Below are 16,381 nucleotides of genomic sequence, written 5' to 3' on the forward strand. Positions count from 1 at the left end.
TGACCTGAGCGCAAGCCTACTCCTTCAGCGTGACGGCGAAAATGGGAACGTTCCCGAAATCAGGCGAAGATCACAATAATCTGTTTTAGGAGGGTTACGAAAGGTGAGCGGGAATGACGATCTGACGCGGCTCAGCGCGCCCGTTGATCTGCTCGATCAGCTGCGTGGCGGCCTGTCTGCCGGACTCGGCGTAGCCCGGATCGACGGTGATGATCTCCGGGTGCAGGAACTTCATCAGCGGCGTGCTGCCGACGCTCGCCACCTGCAGGTTATCGATGCGCTGCTCCTGCAGATATTTGCTGGCACCCAGCGCCAGGGTATCCGTGGCGCACACCAGCGCGGTGGTCTGCGGCGTCAGAACGCTGGCGACCTGCTCGTAGCCCTGCTTCATGCCCAGCCCCGGCAGAGAGGCCACGGCGGAGAGGTTGTGCTTTTTGCAAAAGGCCAGATAGGCCTCATGGCGACGCTTGCCTGTGGTGACGTCCGCGTGCGGCACGCCGAGGAAGCTGATATGACGATGGCCTTCGTCAAACAGGCGCTGCATCAGGGTGATAATCGCGCCCTCGTCGTCATAGCAGACGGAGGCAAAACCGTGGGCATCGCGCGCCAGCAGCACCAGCGACGGCTGCCAGGGTTTTAGCATCTCGTCTTTGATGCCGGTAAAGCCGAACAGCACCACGCCGTCAATGTTGCGCCGCTGGAGCATGCCCAGATGCTCTTCCACCAGCTGTGGCGAGAACTGGCTCTCCATCATGATCGGGTCATATCCCTGCTCATAGAAGGCGGGCAGCATGGTCTGCACGGCGAGGTTTTCAGACAGAGAGTCCAGACGCGAGACAATGATGGCGACCACTTTGTCACTCTGCCCGCGCATGGCGCGCGCGGAGCGGGAAGGGGAAAAGCCGTGCTGATTCATGACCGCCTCAACGCGCTCGCGGGTGCGTTCGCTGACGCCGCTTTCGTTGTTCAGCACGCGTGAGACGGTTGATTTCCCCACGCCGCTTAAACGCGCGATGTCTTTAATCGTAAGGCGGTTCTGCATGCTGTATTCCCTGTAACAACGACAAAATGGTCAATTGAGCCTAATGCTATAGCGCGATTTCGCTATGGGCAAAGTCTGGTTTACGTTCGGTTTATTTGCAGGGGGGTATAATACCGCCCGAATCGTCACAAAGGGTACGCTTAAATCCTTATACTGCGCGGCGACACCCTACTTTTTACTTACCGGAGGCTTCATGGATCCCGATCCCACACCTCTCCTGAACGGGAGAATGCGTTCTTTCCGGTAAGCCAGCCTGTTGCTGACTCACCGGTGATGTGAGGCAGCAACGTCCCAAACGTTCCTGCTTGAAAAATTGAGTGCCTCTCAGGTACGGCCTTGCCACGCCTGAAGGAAATGCTGCGTCCGCATTCGCGGGTGCGGAGGAATGACTATGTTTAAAAATATCACCCGGCAGCTGCAGGCCCTGCTGAGCCGCCACCTGCCACACCGTCTTGTCCAGCGCGACCCGCTGCCAAACGCCAAAAACATGGCGGGGGCGGCGATCCCCGCGTCCCTGACCGAACGCTGCCTGAACGTGGCGGCGATGGATGAAAATGAAGTCTGGCGCGCCTTTGGCGGACACCCGGAAGGGCTGAACGCGGCAGAAGTGGAAAAAATCCGCGCCGTGCACGGCGATAACCTCATTCCGGCGCAAAAGCCGTCTCCGTGGTGGGTGCATCTGTGGCTCTGCTACCGCAACCCGTTCAACCTGCTGCTGACCGTGCTCGGCCTCATCTCCTACGCGACGGAAGATCTGTTTGCCGCAGGGGTGATTGCCCTGATGGTGGGCATCTCCACGCTGCTGAACTTCATTCAGGAGGCCCGCTCCACCAAAGCGGCGGACGCCCTGAAGGCGATGGTCAGCAACACCGCGACCGTCTCGCGCGTGATCAACGATCTCGGCGAAAACGCCTGGGTGGAATTGCCTATCGACCAGCTGGTGCCGGGCGATCTGGTGAAGCTGGCCGCGGGGGACATGATCCCGGCGGATTTGCGCATCATCCAGGCGCGCGATCTCTTCGTGGCGCAGGCCTCCCTGACCGGGGAATCCCTGCCCGTTGAAAAGGTGGCGCGCAGCCGCGACCCGCAGCAGATGAACCCGCTCGAGTGCGACACCCTGTGCTTTATGGGCACCACGGTGGTCAGCGGCACCGCGCAGGCGATTGTCACCGCCACCGGGGGCAACACCTGGTTTGGTCAGCTTGCCGGGCGCGTCAGCGAGCAAGAGAGCGAGCCGAACGCCTTCCAGAAAGGCATTGGCCGCGTCAGCATGCTGCTGATCCGCTTTATGATGGTGATGACGCCGATCGTGCTGCTGATCAACGGCTACACCAAGGGAGACTGGTGGGAAGCTGCGCTGTTTGCGCTCTCCGTGGCGGTCGGCTTAACGCCGGAAATGCTGCCGATGATTGTCACCTCCACGCTGGCGCGCGGGGCAGTAAAACTGTCGAAACAGAAGGTGATCGTCAAACACCTCGACGCCATTCAAAACTTTGGCGCGATGGACATCCTCTGCACCGATAAAACCGGCACCCTGACGCAGGACAAAATCGTGCTGGAGAACCACACCGATATCTCCGGCAAAACCAGCGAGCGCGTCCTGCACAGCGCGTGGCTGAACAGCCATTACCAGACCGGGCTGAAAAATCTGCTCGACGTCGCGGTGCTGGAAGGGGTAGATGAAGAGTCCGCCCGCACGCTCTCCGGCCGCTGGCAGAAGGTGGATGAGATCCCGTTCGACTTCGAGCGCCGCCGGATGTCGGTGGTGGTGAGCGAGCAGACGGATGTGCATCAGCTGATCTGCAAAGGCGCGTTGCAGGAGATCCTGAACGTGTCCACGCAGGTTCGCTATAACGGCGACATCGTGCCGCTGGACGACACCATGCTGCGCCGCATCAAGCGCGTTACCGACAACCTGAACCGTCAGGGGCTGCGCGTGGTGGCGGTGGCGAGCAAGTTCCTGCCGGCGCGCGAGGGTGACTATCAGCGTATCGACGAATCCGATCTGATCCTCGAAGGTTACATCGCCTTCCTCGATCCGCCGAAAGAGACCACCGCACCGGCGCTGAAGGCGCTGAAGGCGAGCGGCATTACCGTCAAAATTCTCACCGGAGACAGCGAGCTGGTGGCGGCGAAAGTGTGCCACGAGGTGGGGCTGGACGCGGGTGACGTGGTAGTGGGGAGCGATATTGAACATCTCTCTGATGACGAGCTGGCGAAGCTTGCCCAGCGCACCACGCTGTTTGCCCGCCTGACGCCGATGCACAAAGAGCGCATCGTCACCCTGCTTAAGCGCGAAGGGCACGTGGTGGGCTTTATGGGCGACGGCATCAACGATGCGCCCGCGCTGCGTGCGGCGGATATCGGTATCTCCGTGGACGGAGCGGTCGATATTGCCCGCGAAGCGGCGGATATCATTCTGCTGGAAAAAAGCCTGATGGTGCTAGAGGAGGGCGTCATCGAAGGTCGCCGTACCTTTGCCAATATGCTCAAGTACATCAAGATGACCGCCAGCTCCAACTTCGGTAACGTCTTCAGCGTGCTGGTGGCAAGCGCGTTTCTGCCGTTCCTGCCGATGCTGCCGCTGCACCTGCTGATCCAGAACCTGATGTACGACGTGTCTCAGGTGGCTATCCCGTTTGATAACGTGGATGACGAGCAGATCCAGAAACCGCAACACTGGAACCCGGCAGATCTCGGGCGTTTCATGCTGTTCTTTGGCCCGATCAGCTCCATCTTCGACATTCTGACCTTCTGCCTGATGTGGTTTGTGTTCCACGCCAACACCCCGGAACACCAGACGCTGTTCCAGTCCGGCTGGTTCGTGGTCGGTCTGCTGTCGCAGACGCTGATTGTGCATATGATCCGCACGCGCCGCATTCCGTTCATCCAGAGCCGTGCCGCATGGCCGCTGATTGTGATGACGGGGATTGTGATGGCGCTCGGCATCGCGCTGCCGTTCTCACCGCTGGCGAGCTACCTGCAGCTGCAGGCGTTGCCGCTGAGCTACTTCCCGTGGCTGGTGGCGATCCTCGCGGGGTATATGGTGCTGACGCAGATGGTAAAAGGGTTCTATGCGCGTCGGTATGGGTGGCAGTAAAAACATACCCTCACCCTAACCCTCTCCCTGAAAGGGAGAGGGGACCGCTCGGTGCCGCCTTTCACCCTCGCCCCTTTGGGGAGAGGGCCGGGGTGAGGGGACTGGCTTTCCTCTCAAATTCAACAACCTGTGATCTCCGTCGGCGCATTCGCTTGACGACAAATTGAGCGCATGTTAACAGAATGTTTTGCCTTTATTTGGCCCGTCAGATAAGGAACATTCATGTTACGGTACAGTCTCTTAACCGCCGGGCTGATGCTCGGCGCCTCTGCCTTTGCCGCCCCGGCAGGGGATCTCCCTTTAATGCCCTGGCCTGCGAAGGTCGAACGCCCGACGACCCAGGGCGCGCTGGTGCTTAACGATAAAATCTCTGTCAGCGTCAGCGGCGACGATCTGGGCGACGCCGTCAACCGCCTGCGCCTGCGCATCGCCCTGCAAACCGGCTGGACGCTGCAGCCTCAGGCTGAAAAGCCAGACAAACCGACCATCCGCATAGCGATTGCCAAAAAGGTGAAGCCGCAGCCTCTGCCGGACAGCGATGAAAGCTATAGGCTCACGGTGGATGCCAACGGCGTGACTATCTCTGCCAACACCCGTTTCGGTGCCTTGCGCGCCATGGAAACCCTGCTCCAGCTGATGCAGAACGGGGCGGAAAATACCTCGCTGCCGTGGGTTACCATTGAAGATTCGCCGCGCTTCCCGTGGCGCGGGCTGCTGCTGGATTCGGCGCGCCACTTTATCCCGCTGCCGGATATCAAACGCCAGATCGACGGCATGGCCGCGGCGAAGCTCAACGTGCTGCACTGGCACCTGACCGACGACCAGGGCTGGCGCTTCAGCTCGAAGCGCTACCCTAAGCTGACGCAGCTTGCCAGCGACGGGCTGTTCTACACGCCTGAACAGATGCGCGAGGTGGTGCGTTACGCCGCCGAGCGCGGCATTCGTGTGGTGCCGGAGATCGACATGCCGGGCCACGCCTCGGCGATTGCCGTGGCCTATCCGGAGCTGATGAGCGCGCCGGGACCGTACGCCATGGAACGCCACTGGGGCGTGCTGAAGCCGGTGCTGGATCCGACAAAAGACGCAACCTATACCTTTGCCGACGCGATGGTCAGCGAACTGGCGGCGATCTTCCCCGATCCGTATCTGCACATCGGCGGCGACGAGGTGGACGACAGCCAGTGGAAAGCGAATCCGGCTATCCAGCAGTTTATGCGCGACAACAGGCTGGCGGACAGCCACGCGCTGCAGGCTTACTTCAACCGCAAGCTGGAAACGATCCTCGAGAAGCATCACCGCCAGATGGTCGGCTGGGATGAGATCTACCATCCTGACCTGCCGAAAAGCATTCTGATCCAGTCCTGGCAGGGGCAGGACGCGCTGGGGCAGGTGGCGCAGAGCGGTTACAAGGGCATTCTGTCGACCGGCTTTTATCTCGACCAGCCCCAGTCCACCGCCTATCACTATCGCAACGAGATCGTCCCGCAGGGGCTGAACGGCGTGGACGTGATAGCGGACACCGACAGCGCCCAGAGCTGGGCCTTCTCCATGCCGCGCCTGAAGGGCAAGCCGGTGGAGGGGAGCTTCACGCTGGTGAAAGGGGATGCGGGCTGGCGCGGGTTTATTGATTTTGCCGGGAAATCCCGCCGCGCGGTGCAGAACATCGAATGGCGCGATGACAGCCAGGTCACGTTTACCGTCGATACGTGGATGGGCGAAACGCGCCCGGTCGTCACCGTCGATAACGACAAACTCTCCGGCTATTTCCTTGTCGGGAATACGCGCTACCCGATTAGCGGCACGCGTCTGGACGACGTGCCGAAAGGCGTTCCGCCGGTCGTGCCGGACGTGGCGAACCAGGCCAACCTGCTCGGCGGTGAAGCGGCGCTGTGGGCGGAAAACGTGGTGGCGCCGGTGCTGGATATCCGCCTGTGGCCGCGCACCTTTGCGGTGGCTGAGCGGCTGTGGTCGGCGCAGGACGTCAACGATGTCGACAACATGTACACCCGCCTGCAGGCGATGGACAGCTGGTCGACGGTGTCGGTCGGGCTGCAGCAGCATACCCAGCAGCAGGTGCAGTTCACGCGCCTCGCCGGTAATGCCGACACCCTGCCGCTGCAGATCCTCGCGCAGGCGGTAGAGCCCGCGCAGTATTACACCCGTCAGCACCTGAAGTTCCAGGCCGGAAACTATCATCAGTTCGAGCCCCTCAACCGCTTCGCCGATGCGCTAAACGCCGAAAGCGCCACCGTGCGCCAGATGCACAAATGGGCGGACCGTCTGGTGAGCGATGCGGAGGACACGGAAAGCGCCGACGCCCTGCGCCACGTCTTTAACCGCTGGCAGAGCAACACCAGCGACGCGCTGGCGCTAAGTGAAAACAGCTATCAGCTGAAGGCCATGAAGCCGGTGATCCAGGAGGTGGATAAGCTGGCCTCGATTGGCCTGCGGCTGACGGATCTGGTGGCGCGCCAGGGCACGCTGGATGATAAAGAGATTGCGTCGATTCAGAGCGAGCTGGATAACGCGGCGAAGGTGCAGGACGAAGTGGTGATTGCGGCGGTCTATCCGCTGGAGACGCTGCTTCGCGCCACGCGGAATCAGTAGCGGGCCATAAAAAAAGGCAGCCCAGGCTGCCTTATCATCGACAAAGCGAATTAGCGACGTACGGCAATCGCTTCGATTTCAATTTTCACGTCTTTTGGCAGACGCGCCACTTCCACGCAGGAGCGCGCCGGGAAGGTGGCGTTGTGCTCGGTGAAGAACGCTTCGTAGGTGGCGTTAACGGTCGCGAAGTCGTTCAGATCTTTCACGAAAACGGTGGTTTTGACGATGTCGCCCACTTTCAGGCCCGCTGATTCAACGATAGCCTGCACGTTTTCCAGCGACTGACGCGCCTGTGCTGCCACGTCGGTCGGCACTTCACCGGTTTTTGGGTTTACGGGGATCTGACCTGAAGTGATGATCATGCTGCCCAGATCAACGCCCTGAACGTAAGGGCCGATAGCGGCTGGTGCATTTTCCGTCGCGAGTACTTTGCTCATGTTTTCTCCAGAATTACAGCGTTAAGAATGTTCCCGGCCATTATAACAGCCGGGATTTCATTACCAACCTCAATTAGTTGGCCAGCACCACATAATGAGAAAACTCTTTTTCGCAGTATTTGCATTTGAGCGCGATGTCATCGGCGCGTTTTTTCACTGCGAAGCTGGAGGAAACCGGCTCGGCATGGCTGATGCAGTTGCTGTTCGGGCAGACCAGCACGCTTTCAATGCGATCCGGCAGGCTCGGGCGGGATTTACCGACCACTTCATACTCGTCGATGCGGTTGACGGTGGCGTCCGGCGCGTACAGCGACAGCTGGTTAACCTGCTCGTCGGTCAGGAAGGTATTCTCGATTTTGATCAGGTCCTTGCGGCCCATTTCACCTGACGGCAGGTTCAGGCCGATGGTGATGCGCTGGTCGGTTTCGGTCAGTTTGAACAGCGTCAGCAGCTTAAAGCCCACCTGCGCAGGGATGTGGTCAATCACGGTGCCACGCTTGATGGCTTCAACCTGGAGTTTGTTATCGTGTGTCATGGTCGTTTCCCCTTACAGTGCCAATTCGCGATTCAGAACCAGTGCCAGTAACGCCTGGCGGGCGAAGATGCCGTTTCCGGCCTGCTGGAAGTACCAGGCGTGCGGCGTTTTATCCACGTCTGTGGTGATCTCATCGATGCGCGGCAGCGGATGCAGCACCTTCATGTTGTCGCGCGCGCCCTCGAGGTCGCTGGCGCGCAGCACGAACTGTGCCTTCACGTTGGCGTATTCGGACGGATCCAGACGCTCTTTCTGCACGCGGGTCATGTACAGAATATCCACGTGGCTCATCACCTCTTCGATGCTGGCGTGCAGGCTCCACTGAATGCCTTTCTCATCCAGCATGTCGAGAATGTACTGCGGCATCGCCAGCGCGTCAGGCGCGATGAAGTAGAAGCGGTTGCCGTTAAATTTCGCCAGCGCCTGCGTCAGGGAGTGGACGGTGCGGCCATATTTCAGGTCGCCGACCATGGCGATATTCAGGTTCTCGAGCTTGCCCTGGGTCTCCTGAATGGTGAACAGATCCAGCAGGGTCTGCGTTGGGTGCTGGTTGGCACCGTCACCGGCGTTCAGCACCGGAATGCCGCCGGAGAATTCGGTCGCCAGGCGCGCCGCGCCCTCCTGCGGATGACGCATCACAATCGCGTCGACGTAGGTGCTAATCACTGAAATGGTATCCGCCAGGGTCTCGCCTTTTTTACCCAGCGACGTGTTGCTGCTGTCCGAGAAGCCCACCACGCTCGCCCCCAGGCGGTGCATGGAGGTCTCAAAGGAGAGGCGGGTGCGGGTCGAGGCTTCAAAGAAGCAGCTCGCAATCACCTTGTGCTTCAGCAGCTCCGGTTGCGGATTGGCCTTCAGTTTTGCCGCGGTTTCCAGAACCAGTTCCAGCTCTTCGCGGCTGAGGTCGTTTATGGAAATGATGTGTTTTTGATAAAGCGGATTCATGTTTATCTCCTGACGCCGGGCAAAAAAAAGCCCCTCAAATGAGGGGCTCTGGGAATAGGTTTAGCAACGGGAAGAAAAACGGCAGGCCAGCGTCTGATTTCAGACGCGGTAAGACGTTATGTCGTACACGCTTGACCATGCTTCCTCCCGGCAAATTGTCGGGCATTATACGCAGCTCGCTTTTCGGATCAAGCGATTTAATGCACGCTTTACTCAATGCAAACGGTTCTTTATGAATATTAATTCGTTCTGAGTAAATAATTAATTTGCTTATGCACCAGCGCGGTGCGCTTCACGACCCGGGGAGCGACCCAGACGATACTGCTGCCAGCCACCACGCCTAAAATTTCCGGCAGCTGGTGATAATCCAGAATACGCGCCACCGCGCGGCCATATCCGGCGACGGTATGCACAAGGATAAACTCGCTATTATGCTCGACGCTGACCACCATTTCGGACACGGTACGCGCGGCGTCGGGGGCAGGGCGCAGCTGGGGATTCAGCGAATAAATCTTTAGCCCTTTGGCATTTCGAATTTTTATGACACCGAGCAATTTAAGCAGACGTGAAACGGTGGACTGGCTGATGGTCTCAAAACCACGCTCCTGCAAATCCCGGCGGATCTCCTCCTGGGAGAGATAGCTCTTTTCTGCTATCAGACGCTGGCAGACCGTCAGCTGTAGTTGTTCTTTGGGAGAGTACTCTTCGTAATCCATCATAGTTCCCATATCAGTTCCCGAAATAACCGGTGGCACCGCACCGATCCGTAGGCCGGATAAGCGCAGCGCCATCCGGCAAATCACAACAAGGCACCCAGGCTCAACGCCACCATGATCACTACCGTTAATATCCCCAGCAGCGGTGCCACCCATTTCAGATAGCGCACGTAGGGCACGCGGGCGATCGCCAGCCCGCCCATCACGACGGCTGAGGTGGGAGTGACCAGGTTAACGATGCCGGACGCCGACTGGTAGGCCGTGACCACCAGGTCGCGGTTGACGTTAGCGAAATCGGCAAGGGGCGCCATGATCGGCATCGTCAGAACGGCCAGGCCGGACGAAGAAGGCACAAGAAACGACAGCACCACTTCCAGCCAGTACATCACGTTGATGAACGCCACCGTCGATAACCCGGTAACCATCCCCTCGGCGCTGTGCAAAATGGTGTGGGTAATCATGCCCTTATCCATGATCACTACGATACCGCGCGCGATGCCGATAATCAGCGCGACGCCCAGCAAATCTCGCGCGCCGTTGATAAACGTCGAGGTCAGCTCCTCTTCGCTCATGCGGGCGATCAGGCCGACGATAATCGCGCTGGCGAGAAACACCGCCGAAATCTCCGCCATCCACCAGCCCAGCACCGCCACGCCGTAAATCATCACCGCGAAGGCGAGGGCGAAAATCACCAGGATGATTTTGCGCACCGGGGTGAACTCCAGCGACTGTTCGCCCTTGTTGCCGAGGAAATGGGCGCGGTTCTCTTCCTGTTTGTCTGCGACGATAGAGAGGGACGGATCCTTGCGCACCTTGCGGGCGTAGCGCATCACCCACGCCACGCAGATGATCCAGCCGATGACCAGCAGCGCCACGCGCAGGGCGATGCCGTTGGTAAAGGGGATCCCGGCGGCGTTGGCGGCGATGACCGTGGCAAACGGGTTAATGGTGGAACCCAGCGTGCCGATCCCCGCGCCGAGCAGCACGGTGGAGGCGGCGACAACCGGATCGAACCGGGCGGCCAGCATCACCGGCACCAGCAGGGTGTAGAACGGCAGCGACTCTTCGGCCATGCCGTAAATGGTGCCGCCCGCGGCAAACAGCGCCATCAGGATCGGGATCATCCACTCCTCGCGTCCGCGCAGCCGGGTGGTGACGCGCTCGATCCCGGCGTCAATCGCCCCGGTTTTGGTGACGATCCCGAGAAATCCCCCGATGATCAGAATAAACAGCGCCACGTCGATCGCCCCGGCCTGGCCGGAGACCGGATCGTACAGCCCGGCGATGGGCGCCATCAGGACGGAAACCAGCCCTTGTGGATGCGCCGCCACGTGCGCGTACGTTCCGGCAATCGGGACTTCTTTACCGAGGGTGTCGTTCATCGCCATCTGGTACTGACCGGCGGGAACGACCCAGCTCAGCGCCGCCACAACGGCAATCAGAAAAAAGAGAATGGTGTAAGCGGAGGGAAACTTAAACTTGCCCATGATGTTCTCCTTAAACCCGGCGCACCCCGCGGCGCGCCGGGCGGTGATTAGTCGCCGAGTGTCGCCACCATGACCGCTTTAATGGTGTGCATGCGGTTCTCTGCCTCGTCGAAGACGATCGAGTTCGGTGATTCGAAGACCTCTTCCGTCACCTCCAGCCCCTTCAGGCCGTACGCCATCTCGATCTCGCGGCCCACTTTGGTGTGTTCGTTGTGGAACGCCGGCAGGCAGTGCATGAATTTGACGTTCGGGTTGCCGGTGGCCTTCATCACCTGGGCGTTAATTTGATATGGCTTCATCAGGCTGACGCGCTCGGCCCAGGCTTCCTTCGGCTCGCCCATGGAGACCCACACGTCGGTGTAGAGGAAATCGGTCCCCCGCACGCCTTCTTCCACGTCGTCGGTGAGGGTGATGCGCGCGCCCGTCTCTTTGGCGATGGCGCGGCACTGCTCAACCAGCCCGGCTTCCGGCCAGAAGGATTTCGGCGCGACGAGGCGGATATCCATCCCCATCTTGGCTGCGCCCACCATCAGGGAGTTGCCCATGTTGTTGCGCGCGTCGCCGAGATAGGCAAAGCTCAGCTCCGGCAGGGTTTTGCCCGGCGCATGCTCCAGCATGGTCATCAGGTCGGCGAGGATTTGCGTTGGGTGGAACTCGTCGGTCAGGCCGTTCCACACCGGTACGCCCGCGTACTCGCCCAGCTCTTCGACGATGGCCTGACCATAGCCGCGGTATTCGATGCCGTCGTACATGCGGCCCAGCACGCGGGCGGTGTCTTTCATCGACTCTTTATGGCCGATCTGCGATCCGCTTGGGCCGAGATAGGTGACCTGCGCGCCCTGATCGAATGCGCCCACTTCAAAGGCGCAGCGGGTGCGGGTAGAGGTTTTTTCAAAGATCAGGGCGATGTTTTTCCCGACCAGGGTTTGTTTCTCGCGCCCGGCTTTTTTGGCGGCCTTGAGCTCAATGGCGAGGTCGATCAGGTACTGGATCTCCGCCGGGGTGTAGTCCAGCAGTTTCAGGAAGTTGCGGTTTTTCAGGTTGATGGTCATGGCTAAATCCTTTTTAAAATGAGTGTTCAGTTACGAATCAACGTGCCTTTCTCGCCCGCGAGGATCTCCGCGCCGTCGGCCAGCGCGCCGATCCCGGCAATGCCGTTGCAGGCTTCAACAAACTCGCGGCAGGCGGCCACTTTCGGCCCCATCGATCCGGCGTCGAACTGCATGCCTTTGAGCAGCTCCGGCGTCACCTGTGCCAGCGGGCGCTGGGTCGGCTTGCCCCAGTCGAGATACACCGCGTCGGCGTCGGTGAGGATCAGCAGGGCGTCGGCCTCGATTTGCCTCGCCAGCAGGGCTGCGGAGAGGTCTTTGTCGATTACCGCCTCGATCCCGCGATAGCCGTTGGCGTGTTCCACCACCGGCACGCCGCCGCCTCCGTTGCAGATCACCAGGTGGTCGCGCTGGATCAGCGCCGTGATGGCGTCGCTCTCGACGATGCGCTTCGGCTGCGGTGACGGCACCACGCGGCGGACGTAGCTGCCGTCGGCCTTAAACACCCAGCCTTTCTCCGCCGCCAGCGTTTTTGCCTGGGCTTCGCTGTAGACCGGGCCGATGTACTTGGTCGGGTTGCTGAAGGCCGGGTCGGCGGCATCCACTTCCACCTGCGTGAGCAGAACGCTCACCTCCCGCTGCGGGAGGCTGTTTTTCAGCGCCTGCTGGAGCATGTAGCCGATCATTCCCTGGCTTTCCGCGCCGAGAACGTCCAGCGGGTAGGGCGTGACTTTGTCGTAGGCGCTGTTCTGCAGCGCCAGCAGCCCGACCTGTGGCCCGTTGCCGTGTACCAGCACCACGCGCCACTGCGCCGTCAGCCCGGCGATGGTGCGGGCGGCCTGCTCGATGTTCTGGCGCTGGATCTCCGCTTCCAGCGGCTCGCCGCGCTTGAGCAGCGCGTTGCCGCCCAGGGCCACAACCAGAGTGGGTTTTCGTTCCATGATGGCTCCTTTAAATTCCGTCGCGTTCCAGCGGGCAGCTCATGCAGCGCGCGCCGCCGCGTCCGCGTCCGAGTTCGTCGCCCGGGATGGGCAGCACGGTGATACCCGCTTTGTCGTACTTCTCGTTGGTCCAGACGTTGCGCTCGTAGCCGATCACCACGCCGGGGCGGATGGTCAGGACGTTGTTGGCGTCGTTCCACTGCTCGCGTTCGGCCTCAAAGGCGTCGCCGCCGGTGGTGATCAGACGTACCTGGTTAATGCCGAGCGCTTTCTCGATGGCGTGCAGCAGGTCGGTTTCCTGGGTGCGCAGCAGGCCGCCGCGTCCGTCCGGGGTGAGCGTCCAGCACTGGGCGTCTTTGCGCACCACTTCCGGGTAGACGGAGAAGGTATCCACGTCGATGTGGGTCATGACGGTGTCGAGGTGCATACAGGAGCGGTGTTTTGGCAGCTCAACGGCGATCACGCGCTCGGCCTGACGGTGTTTGAACAGGCTGTTGGCGAGGAATTCCACGCCCTGCGGCGTCGTGCGTTCGGACATGCCGATCAATACCGCGCCGCGGCCAATCACTAATACGTCACCGCCTTCTAAGGTGGCGTGGTCGTAATTAATATTCTCGTCGCCGAAATACTTAATAAAATCGCCGTCGGCGAACGCCGGGTGCCAGCGATATATTGCCCGCAGGTTATTGGTTTCACGCTGACGCGCCGGTTTGGCCATCGGGTTAATAGAGACGCCGTTATAGATCCAGCAGGAGGTATCGCGGGTAAATAAATGGTTCGGCAGCGGCTTCATAATAAAATCATTCGCCGTGTGGGTATCCACCACCATATTTTTAATGGCCGCCGGAATTTCGCCGTAGGTTAATCCGCCGCTCAGTCTGCGCGCCAGTTCACGGTGCGGCATATCCGCCAGCCAGCCGCGAACGTCGCCGGCAAAGGTGGGGCCGAGGCGGTAGTCGGAGATTTGCGTCTCCAGCAGCCAGGCCTTCGCCTCAGCAATATCAAGGGTTTGTGTCAGAAGGTCGGTCAACAGCAGGACTTCCACACCCTGCTCGCGCAGCGTGTTTGCGAAGATGTCATGCTCCTCACCCGCCCGCTCAACCGAGAGCACGTCATCGAAAAGGAGCTCCTGACAGTTTGATGGCGTGAGACGCTTCAGACTTAAATTTGGGCGGTGCAGCATAACGCTACGCAATTGACCAATTTCAGAACCGACGTAATGCTTTTCCATAATTATTCCTTTAACTGTTTTTCAGAATAAAAAGGGCATGCGCCATGTAACGTATTTAATTTCATGGCGGCTAAGCTCAATTGATTTCGTAATTCATACTAGGCAGTTAAATAATCCGTATTGTGATATTGCTCACGCGAAAATGGATATTAAGGGGTTTGTTTTCATTTGCATGATTCGCATCAGATAATGATTAATTTCATATTAGTGAGGGATGAATAGCTAAGCAGGATCCGGTGGCATTATTTGAGGTTGTTATTATTTTGTAGATTTTAATCTTTTGAAATATGTTGTTATGTGGCTGATTTTAAATGATAAATATTATGCATAAGAATGGCTATGCAATTAACGTAATTAACTATTTTTGACTTAAGAAAAATCAATAAATAATTATGGTTTTTTAGAGCAAATTATCAAAACAGTAAAGTGTGAGGCGGCAACGGGTTTTGTTAATTAGAGAGCATGATCAAGAGGTTAGAGCAGCCATGTGATAAGCACGGATCGAGGTTATGCATAACCCCTGCATAAATGCCCGGGCAGGATTAACAGTGAATTAACACCTTTCCCGATAAACATGCGCTCGCGCAAACCTCGTCCAAAAAGGGCTGGTATGGCAGCCGGGATTCTCGTATAAAAGATAAAAATGAAACATTGTTTTATATTGAGGGTTGAAACATGATTATCGGCAACATCCACCATCTGCAGTCCTGGCTGCCTGACGAACTGCGCCAGGCGATTGAGCACGTTAAAGCCCACGTCACCGACGCTACGCCGCTCGGCAAGCACGACGTCAACGGCAACAGCCTGTTTTATCTGGTCTCTGAAGACATGACCCAGCCGTTCGCCGAGCGTCGCGCCGAGTACCACGCGCGCTATCTGGATATTCAGATCGTGATGAAGGGACAGGAAGGGATGACATTCAGCACCCTGCCGCCCGGCACGCCGGACACCGACTGGCTGGCGGACAAAGACATCGCGTTCCTGCCGGAAGGTGAGCAGGAGAAAACCGTGGTGCTGAGCGAAGGGGATTTTGTGGTGTTCTGGCCGGGTGAGGTGCACAAGCCGCTGTGCGCGGTGGGTGCGCCTGCTAAGGTCAGGAAAGTTGTTGTTAAAATTCAGGTAGAGTAATCCTTACCCCTCACCCTAACCCTCTCCCCACAGAGGAGAGGGGACTGCTCCGAGCCGTCTTTTCCCCCTCGCCCCATTGGGGAGAGGGCCGGGGTGAGGGGGGACAATATGTGATCCAGCTTAAATTTCCCGCACTCCCTCTGCATCTCTCATTTACCTGCGCTTTTCCTGCGTCATAGTATGATCGTTAATTTAACGAACACTGTTCTATAATGTAGAACAAAATGATTCAACAAGGAGATCTCATGCCGCAGTCCGCGTTGTTTACGGGAATCATTCCCCCTGTCTCCACCATCTTTACCGCCGACGGCCAGCTCGATAAGCAGGGCACCGCCGCGCTGATCGACGATCTGATCAAAGCAGGCGTTGACGGCCTGTTCTTCCTGGGCAGCGGCGGCGAGTTCTCCCAGCTCGGCGCCGAAGAGCGTAAAACCATTGCCCAGTTTGCGATCGATCATGTTGATCGTCGCGTACCGGTCCTGATCGGCACCGGCGGCACCAACGCCCGGGAAACCATTGCGCTGAGCCAGCACGCGCAGCAGGCGGGGGCGGACGGCATCGTGGTGATCAACCCCTACTACTGGAAAGTGTCGGAAGCGAACCTGATCCGCTATTTCGAGCAGGTGGCCGACAGCGTCACGCTGCCGGTGATGCTCTATAACTTCCCGGCGCTGACCGGGCAGGATCTGACCCCGGCGCTGGTGAAAACCCTGGCCGACTCGCGCAGCAACATCGTCGGCATCAAAGACACCATCGACTCCGTCGCCCACCTGCGCAGCATGATCCATACCGTCAAAGCCGCTCACCCGCACTTCACCGTGCTCTGCGGCTACGACGATCATCTGTTTAATACCCTGCTGCTCGGCGGTGACGGGGCGATCTCGGCGAGCGGCAACTTTGCTCCGCAGGTGTCGGTGAATCTTCTGAAAGCCTGGCGGGATAAAGACGTGGCGAAAGCGGCTGAGTATCATCAGACCCTGCTGCAAATCCCGCAGATTTATCAGCTGGATACGCCGTTTGTGAACGTGATTAAAGAGGCGATTGTGCTCTGCGGCCGCCCGATTTCGACGCACGTGTTGCCCCCCGCGTCACCGCTGGACGAGCCGCGCAAGGCGCAGCTGAAAACCCTGCTGCAACAGCTCAAGCTCTGCTGAGCCGGACGA

14 protein-coding genes and 1 pseudogene are annotated in these 16,381 nt (G+C 59.0%); 5 read left to right on the forward strand and 10 right to left on the reverse strand.

The features are described 5' to 3' along the window. Positions 1-94: 94 nt before the first annotated feature. The gene (treR, locus tag AC0TOY_RS19525) at positions 95-1,042 is read right to left on the reverse strand and encodes a trehalose operon repressor TreR (RefSeq protein WP_024907266.1); all 948 of its coding nucleotides are present in this window, start codon (positions 1,040-1,042) and stop codon (positions 95-97) included. Positions 1,043-1,433: 391 nt separating this feature from the next. Here treR and mgtA point away from each other — a divergent pair, with 391 nt between their 5' ends. Next, positions 1,434-4,142 (forward strand): magnesium-translocating P-type ATPase, encoded by a 2,709-nt coding sequence (gene mgtA, locus AC0TOY_RS19530; RefSeq protein ID WP_045335516.1) that lies wholly within the window; start codon positions 1,434-1,436, stop codon positions 4,140-4,142. A gap of 222 nt (positions 4,143-4,364) precedes the next feature. Continuing rightward, positions 4,365-6,749, forward strand: a complete 2,385-nt coding sequence (locus AC0TOY_RS19535; RefSeq protein WP_473722395.1) for a beta-N-acetylhexosaminidase — start codon at positions 4,365-4,367, stop codon at positions 6,747-6,749. A 50-nt stretch (positions 6,750-6,799) separates the two neighbouring features. On the opposite strand, the gene ridA is transcribed toward AC0TOY_RS19535, so the two are convergent. The 4 genes from ridA to AC0TOY_RS19555 form a co-directional block, all read right to left on the reverse strand. Then, complete coding sequence (gene ridA, locus AC0TOY_RS19540) at positions 6,800-7,186, reverse strand: 2-iminobutanoate/2-iminopropanoate deaminase (RefSeq protein WP_024907263.1); 387 nt, start codon at positions 7,184-7,186, stop codon at positions 6,800-6,802. 73 nt (positions 7,187-7,259) lie between these two features. Next, complete coding sequence (gene pyrI / locus AC0TOY_RS19545; RefSeq protein ID WP_023310197.1) at positions 7,260-7,721, reverse strand: aspartate carbamoyltransferase regulatory subunit; 462 nt, start codon at positions 7,719-7,721, stop codon at positions 7,260-7,262. A gap of 12 nt (positions 7,722-7,733) precedes the next feature. Continuing rightward, the gene (gene pyrB, locus AC0TOY_RS19550) at positions 7,734-8,666 is read right to left on the reverse strand and encodes an aspartate carbamoyltransferase (RefSeq protein ID WP_024907262.1); all 933 of its coding nucleotides are present in this window, start codon (positions 8,664-8,666) and stop codon (positions 7,734-7,736) included. Positions 8,667-8,700: 34 nt separating this feature from the next. Next, positions 8,701-8,805, reverse strand: coding sequence for a pyrBI operon leader peptide (locus AC0TOY_RS19555; protein ID WP_022646880.1), 105 nt, complete (start codon positions 8,803-8,805; stop codon positions 8,701-8,703). On the opposite strand from AC0TOY_RS19555, the pseudogene AC0TOY_RS19560 reads away from it, so the two are divergent. Continuing rightward, a pseudogene (locus tag AC0TOY_RS19560) lies at positions 8,785-8,902 on the forward strand (hypothetical protein). The gene AC0TOY_RS19555 and the pseudogene AC0TOY_RS19560 overlap by 21 nt on opposite strands. Before the next feature lie 3 nt (positions 8,903-8,905). Here AC0TOY_RS19560 and AC0TOY_RS19565 read toward each other — a convergent pair. The 5 genes from AC0TOY_RS19565 to arcA all read right to left on the reverse strand — a co-directional run bounded on the left by AC0TOY_RS19565 (position 8,906) and on the right by arcA (position 14,090). After that, positions 8,906-9,385, reverse strand: a complete 480-nt coding sequence (locus tag AC0TOY_RS19565) for an arginine repressor (protein WP_024907261.1) — start codon at positions 9,383-9,385, stop codon at positions 8,906-8,908. 80 nt (positions 9,386-9,465) lie between these two features. After that, a complete protein-coding gene (locus AC0TOY_RS19570) occupies positions 9,466-10,869 on the reverse strand; it encodes a YfcC family protein (protein ID WP_024907260.1) in 1,404 nt (467 codons plus the stop codon). A 47-nt stretch (positions 10,870-10,916) separates the two neighbouring features. After that, a complete protein-coding gene (gene argF / locus AC0TOY_RS19575) occupies positions 10,917-11,921 on the reverse strand; it encodes an ornithine carbamoyltransferase (protein ID WP_032651476.1) in 1,005 nt (334 codons plus the stop codon). A 26-nt stretch (positions 11,922-11,947) separates the two neighbouring features. After that, complete coding sequence (gene arcC / locus AC0TOY_RS19580; RefSeq protein ID WP_148768609.1) at positions 11,948-12,859, reverse strand: carbamate kinase; 912 nt, start codon at positions 12,857-12,859, stop codon at positions 11,948-11,950. Positions 12,860-12,869: 10 nt separating this feature from the next. Further along, positions 12,870-14,090 carry an arginine deiminase gene (gene arcA, locus AC0TOY_RS19585; protein ID WP_008501384.1) on the reverse strand — a complete coding sequence of 407 codons (1,221 nt, stop codon included), beginning with the start codon at positions 14,088-14,090 and terminating at the stop codon, positions 12,870-12,872. A gap of 675 nt (positions 14,091-14,765) precedes the next feature. On the opposite strand from arcA, the gene AC0TOY_RS19590 reads away from it, so the two are divergent. Together AC0TOY_RS19590 and yagE are read left to right on the forward strand one after the other, a co-directional pair. Then, complete coding sequence (locus tag AC0TOY_RS19590; RefSeq protein WP_473701960.1) at positions 14,766-15,218, forward strand: YhcH/YjgK/YiaL family protein; 453 nt, start codon at positions 14,766-14,768, stop codon at positions 15,216-15,218. A gap of 245 nt (positions 15,219-15,463) precedes the next feature. Continuing rightward, positions 15,464-16,372: a 2-keto-3-deoxygluconate aldolase gene (yagE, locus tag AC0TOY_RS19595; RefSeq protein ID WP_473722396.1), complete on the forward strand. Its 909-nt coding sequence runs from the start codon at positions 15,464-15,466 to the stop codon at positions 16,370-16,372. Positions 16,373-16,381 lie beyond the last annotated feature (9 nt).

Source organism: Enterobacter sp. PL_is379, assembly GCF_055817355.1.